This window comes from Marinicrinis lubricantis (assembly GCF_042658665.1).
Classification (GTDB): Bacteria; Bacillota; Bacilli; order Paenibacillales; family KCTC-33676; genus Marinicrinis; species Marinicrinis lubricantis.
Window position 1 is genome coordinate 39,463 of the sequence record NZ_JBHSQV010000006.1, and the last position, 6,204, is coordinate 45,666.

4 protein-coding genes are annotated in these 6,204 nt (G+C 46.9%); 1 reads left to right on the forward strand and 3 read right to left on the reverse strand.

Translation table 11 applies throughout. From position 1 onward, the window contains the following. Positions 1–105 precede the first annotated feature (105 nt). Both ACFPXP_RS01200 and ACFPXP_RS01205 read right to left on the reverse strand, forming a co-directional pair. Positions 106–1,227 carry a D-alanine--D-alanine ligase gene (locus ACFPXP_RS01200; protein WP_379891625.1) on the reverse strand — a complete coding sequence of 374 codons (1,122 nt, stop codon included), beginning with the start codon at positions 1,225–1,227 and terminating at the stop codon, positions 106–108. A gap of 34 nt (positions 1,228–1,261) precedes the next feature. Next, a complete protein-coding gene (locus ACFPXP_RS01205) occupies positions 1,262–2,251 on the reverse strand; it encodes an amidase domain-containing protein (protein WP_379891627.1) in 990 nt (329 codons plus the stop codon). A gap of 380 nt (positions 2,252–2,631) precedes the next feature. Between ACFPXP_RS01205 and acnA the strand changes: the two genes are divergently transcribed. Continuing rightward, positions 2,632–5,355: an aconitate hydratase AcnA gene (gene acnA / locus ACFPXP_RS01210; RefSeq protein ID WP_379891633.1), complete on the forward strand. Its 2,724-nt coding sequence runs from the start codon at positions 2,632–2,634 to the stop codon at positions 5,353–5,355. Positions 5,356–5,566: 211 nt separating this feature from the next. On the opposite strand, the gene ACFPXP_RS01215 is transcribed toward acnA, so the two are convergent. Next, positions 5,567–6,001: a hypothetical protein gene (locus ACFPXP_RS01215; RefSeq protein WP_379891629.1), complete on the reverse strand. Its 435-nt coding sequence runs from the start codon at positions 5,999–6,001 to the stop codon at positions 5,567–5,569. Positions 6,002–6,204 lie beyond the last annotated feature (203 nt).

Genomic DNA, 6,204 nt, shown 5'->3' on the forward strand with positions numbered 1-6,204 from the left:
GTCTTGTGTCCCCCTTCTCTATTGTGATCACTAGAGTATTATGGATACCTTTCACGGAGCGAGCATTTCTCTTAAACGTTTTCTGGCTCGTATACTCCGCAGTAACTACATGCCGAATTTCAATTGCTGCTTTACATTATATCGTTCCACTGCCAACTGAATCAAACGGTCAAGCAGCTCTTGATAAGACAATCCCGTCTCCTTCCACAGCAATGGATACATGCTGAACGGGGTAAATCCAGGCATCGTATTGATTTCATTGATAAATACTTTGCCGTCTTCCTTTCTAATGAAGAAATCGACACGGGACAATCCAGAACCATCGATTGCACGGAACGCTTGAATCGCCATCTTTCGAAGGTCGTCTGCCTGTTCCTGCTCAAGCTCGGCCGGAATAATCATCGCTGAATTGCCGTCGATATATTTTGCTTGATAGTCATAAAAATCACTCGAGGATACAATTTCACCAGGCACGGATGCTTCCGGCTCATCATTCCCTAGAACCGCTACCTCGACTTCCCGCGCATGAATGTACTCCTCAATAATGACCTTGCGATCGTACTGAAGAGCCGTTTCGATGCCTTGAATGAGCTCTTCCCGGTTGTTCGCTTTGGAGATGCCTACGCTGGAGCCCAGATTGGCCGGCTTAATAAAGCAAGGATAGCCTAACGAAATTTCGACCTCCATAATGAAGAAGTTCGGGTCCTTCTCCCACTGTACTTTATTAAAATAACGATATATGCACTGCGGCAGATTTTCTTGTGCGAACACTTTCTTCATCATAATCTTATCCATGCCCACCGCCGACGCCAATACACCTGCACCAACATATGGAATGTTCGCCATTTCAAACAAGCCTTGGATCGTTCCGTCTTCGCCATATGTACCGTGCAGCAGCGGGAACATGACATCGATCGCAGGCTCAAGCTGATCTCGATCTCCATCGCCTGACTTCTTTACTTGCGTCATGGAATACAGCAGCGGCATAAGTGCTGTATGATCACTGCCTCCTTCTGAGCCGCCGAACGCCAATTGCTGCTGATTTTGGGCCGGGCCCTGAAGAAGCTCTCCTTTGTTCCATTCTCCCTGCGGAGTAATATAAAAGGGTACAATTTCATATTTCGTAAAATCAAATGCTTTCGTCACTGCCAGCGCCGTTTGCAGAGAAACCTCATGCTCGCCTGACTTTCCTCCGTATATAAGTCCGACACGTATTTTTCTGTCCATAGGTCCCTCCGTCATCATGAATAGGTTTGATAGGTTAAAAATCATCGATAATATGCATGAAGCAATATACCGTTCGAGGTGTCCACGCCGGTGAATCGCGATAGTCCCAATATCTATTCTTACTATTGATCGTATGCGCATTGACGAGCGGCATCCCGCTTGCATCCTTGGATGTCACAATCGTGCTGTGTTGATACCTGCCGTCTCCATCCCAATCGTATATAATGCAATCGCCAATGTCGAGTCCCCGAGGATCATCCAATTGTTCCGCCCTTAGGCCGTTTTGACTCGAAGACAAATATCTTTTCAAGCTGTTGGAGACCGACCAACTGAAGCTCCACTGGTCTTTGCCGTTTTGCCATCGGTACCACCACCCAGATTCCCTTTTACCAGTATAATTTATCGGAGCACCGCCTGCATAGAGGCACTGGGAAACAAAATTCGTGCAGTCGACATCAAACGACATGAAGTTGGGATTCGGATGATCCCACCACATATCGGCATACGCCTTCGCCTTATTGCGGTCATAATGCCTTTTCCCAGGACGATGAAGCCCATTCGTTTGTAGTGCCGGTACCCTGATGAGAGGCTGTGACTCTTTCTTTTGCTTCCATTTTATGTTGCGATCATAGAAGAAAGAAGAACGTTCCGGGACATCCCTCACTATCGTTCGAATGTTCCACTGATTGCCTTGTTGGCGCAGCTCCAGCCGCTCTATATCGATACGCGATTCATCGTACTCGAGCTGTCCTTGACGAAAATGTGTCGTCTTCTGGATCATCACCGTCACATTCAACCGATCTTCTACCGCACGATGATGAAGAATCCGTATGCTCGATTCGCTGCGAATCGGCTGAACGCCTCTTTCCTTATGCCATTCCTTGATTCTTTTTAAACCTTGCTGGATTTTGAAATCATCGCGGCTGTCCTGAATGAAGCCGTCTTCTATCCATTCATAATGAGTTTCCATCCGATTGCGCCGTCTCACGTAATCCAAAACGGCCGCTTTCCACAGCTGCTGCATGAAATCCCTCCCGCAGGAAACGATGTATTAATATATGATAGAATTCAGCCTTTCATGAATTTTTGCGTTTTTTTCCATGGTGGCCATTCCCGAATCGAAAGGTGGATTAACTTCTAGCCAAAATCCCTCCTGAAAAGCGTCCTCCCGAGGTCTTATAGTCAACTGCATCGTAAACATTCACTTATCAGTTTTAAGGTTGTTTATACCCTCAGTCTGGAAACTTCCGCATATGATTACTTTATTCAAATTCAACTTTCCGAGTGGAACGGTGTGGTAAAAATATCTTTACGTAATAGGACAGAAAATGTATACTAAGGGTAGATCAATTAATTTTGAAATCCTGTTTCACCTAGTGAAACAAAAAATGATAAGGAGGCTGTATCCCATTGAGTAAAGATGCTTTTTCTGTACGCTCCAGCCTGCAGGTAGGCGGCAAGGAATACCAATACTACTCTTTGAAGAAGCTGCAAGATCAAGCTGGCAGCAGCGATATTTCCAAACTGCCTTTCTCCATCAAGGTGCTGCTCGAAGCGGCTGTTCGCCAATTTGACGGCAGAGCGATTACCAAGGATCATGTTGGACAAATCATGAATTGGGCTTCCGGGGAAGGCAAGAATAAGGAAATTCCTTTTATTCCAGCCCGTATCGTGCTTCAAGACTTCACAGGGGTTCCTGTCGTTGTTGACTTAGCTGCTATGCGCGCAACCATGCAAAAAGCAGGAGGCGATCCAAAGCGGATCAATCCTCTCGTACCTGTCGATTTGGTTATTGACCACTCGGTTATGGTCGATGCATTCGGAAATAAAGACGCGCTTGAATATAACATGAACAAAGAATTCGAACGCAACGAAGAGCGCTACCGTTTCCTTCGCTGGGCACAAACCGCGTTCGATAATTTCCGCGCTGTCCCTCCTGCAACCGGGATCGTGCACCAAGTTAACCTGGAGTATCTCGCTTCCGTAGCCGCTACGAAAGTGGTAGACGGTGAAACCGAAGTGTATCCGGATTCCCTCGTTGGAACTGACTCCCACACTACGATGATTAACGGTCTTGGTGTTGTCGGCTGGGGTGTCGGCGGTATTGAGGCAGAAGCCGGCATGCTGGGCCAACCGCTTTACTTCGTTACACCTGAGGTCATCGGCTTCAAATTAACCGGCAGCCTGAGCGAAGGCGCAACCGCAACAGACCTTGCACTGACGGTTACGCAAATGCTCCGTAAAAAAGGCGTTGTCGGCAAGTTCGTTGAGTTTTACGGTTCCGGCCTCAGCAACATTACGCTGGCTGACCGTGCAACGGTAGCGAACATGGCTCCTGAGTACGGCGCAACGATCGGCTTCTTCCCAGTCGATGATGAAACGCTCAATTACATGAGAATGACGAATCGCAGCGAAGAGCAAATTAAGCTGGTTGAACAATATTACAAAGAGCAAGGCATGTACCGCACAGACGAAACTGCCGATCCGATCTTCAGCGATACGATAGAGCTTGATCTGTCCACGGTCGTTCCTTCCTTGTCCGGACCGAAGCGTCCGCAGGACCGCATCGAATTGACGAACATGAAGGAAGCCTTCAATCAAATTATCCGTACGCCAATTGAACAAGGCGGATACGGTCTATCTGAGCAAAAAATCGAAGAACAAGTTGAAGTGAAGCATCCAAACGGAGAAACGACGAAGCTGGGTACGGGTTCGGTCGTTATCGCAGCCATCACCAGCTGTACGAACACTTCCAACCCAAGCGTTATGCTTGGTGCAGGCTTAGTCGCGAAGAAGGCGGTTGAGAAAGGCCTGAAGAAGCCTGCTTACGTGAAAAGCAGCTTAACGCCTGGTTCACTGGTCGTTACCGAATACCTGATGAAATCCGGCCTGCTTGATTCTCTTGAAGCGCTCGGCTTCCACGTTGCCGGCTACGGCTGCGCAACTTGTATCGGTAACTCCGGTCCGCTTCCTGACGAAGTCAGCAAGGCGATCGCAGACAACGATTTGACCGTCGCTTCCGTACTTAGTGGTAACCGTAACTTCGAAGGTCGCGTTCACGCGCAGGTCAAAGCGAACTATCTCGCTTCTCCACCGCTTGTCGTTGCTTACGCGCTTGCGGGCACGGTCAATATCGACTTGGCGAACGATCCGATCGGTACCAACGATCAAGGTGAGCCAGTCTACTTGAAGGATATTTGGCCAACGAATGAAGAGATTAAAAACGCTGTTGAACAGGCAATGGGTCCTGAACTGTTCGAAGCGAAATATAAAGATGTATTCCGTGCCAACCCTCGTTGGAATGAAATTCCGGTTCCAGAAGGTCAGCTCTATGAATGGGATGAGAAGTCCACTTACATTCAAGAGCCTCCTTTCTTCGAAGGATTGGGTACAGAGCTTGAAGATATTACGGAGATTCGCGGCGCTAAAACCTTAGCACTGCTGGGCGATTCCGTCACGACAGACCATATTTCACCGGCAGGAAACATTAAAGTAGACAGCCCGGCTGGACAATACTTGGTTGGAAATGGCGTGAAGAAGGAAGACTTCAACTCGTACGGTTCCCGCCGCGGTAACCATGAGGTGATGATGCGCGGTACGTTCGCGAACATCCGAATCCGGAACCAAATGGCTCCTGGTACAGAAGGCGGCGTTACGACATACCTGCCAACCGGTGAAGTCATGCCGATCTATGATGCTTCAATGAAATATCAAGAAGCCGGCACACCGCTTGTAGTCATTGCGGGTAAAGAATACGGTACCGGAAGCTCCCGTGACTGGGCAGCAAAAGGAACGGATCTCCTCGGTGTTAAAGCGGTTATCGCTGAGAGCTTTGAACGTATTCACCGCAGCAACCTTGTCGGTATGGGCGTTCTGCCTTTGCAATTCCCTGAAGGAACAAGCTGGAAGACGCTTGGACTGACAGGACGCGAAACGTTCAACATCGTCGGTTTGAGCAACGATGTTCAGCCTGGCCAGCAGCTTAAGGTAGAAGCTGTTCGCGAGGACGGCAGCACGTTCGATTTCAACGTGATCGTCCGTCTCGACAGCTTGGTCGATGTCGACTACTACCGCAATGGCGGCATTCTGCAAACTGTACTTCGCCAGATGATTAAAGGCGACAAATAAGGCAATAAAAACAAACCCCCCGTGCCATCGGCATGGGGGTTATTTTATGAAAAGGGGTATGGTGAAGTATGGTTTATACCGAAGTGCCGACTTTTGAAAGAGCGTTTTCACCTTAGGTTATTTTATTGTGAAATTAAACGCTCGTTCAGGCGGCAGGCCGAAGGTATATATAACCGCTATCACAGCGCTCTTCTTCCTTTTGTATACAAATCTAGAACGGATAGATGAGATTATAATTGCATCCATAAACGATATCTTTTTCTGGATCCCAGTAGTGTCCACTAACACCAAGTTCGACTTCCTCTTGAAAATAACCTAACTCTATAATCGTCTTTCCACTCTCGTCCAAAAAGGAGAGACGCCAATGAGGATTAGGGAAATCCATTGAAGCAGTAGATTTACTTTTTGAATTTTCTAAACATTGAATTAGATCTTTAATTACAGCTTGATTAGAAATTGTTTTGATCGAACCGGTTCCATCCCAATTTAATAGTTTTAAATGATGGACATCAGATTCTAAGGTGAACGTCTTATTGCTGCAGCTTATGAGTATAATAAAGATCACTACTGATAATATGCGCATAATAATCATATTCATTCTGTTTGGTTTATTTGGATTGGAGTTGTAATTGTTGTATTTCGCCAATTAATTCTTCTTCTTTTACCCCATTTAACTTTTCTAAGTATTTATTGTTGCTGAAGGGGACGATTTGGTTATTATCAATTGGGACTGTCAAATATTTTGTGTAAACTCTATTAATCAATGATATAAGGGGTGACGCGCTCCTCGAAATGAATGGATAGTTGGAGGATGATTTGCCCCCAGCCTTGAATACGCCCCGTCCATTT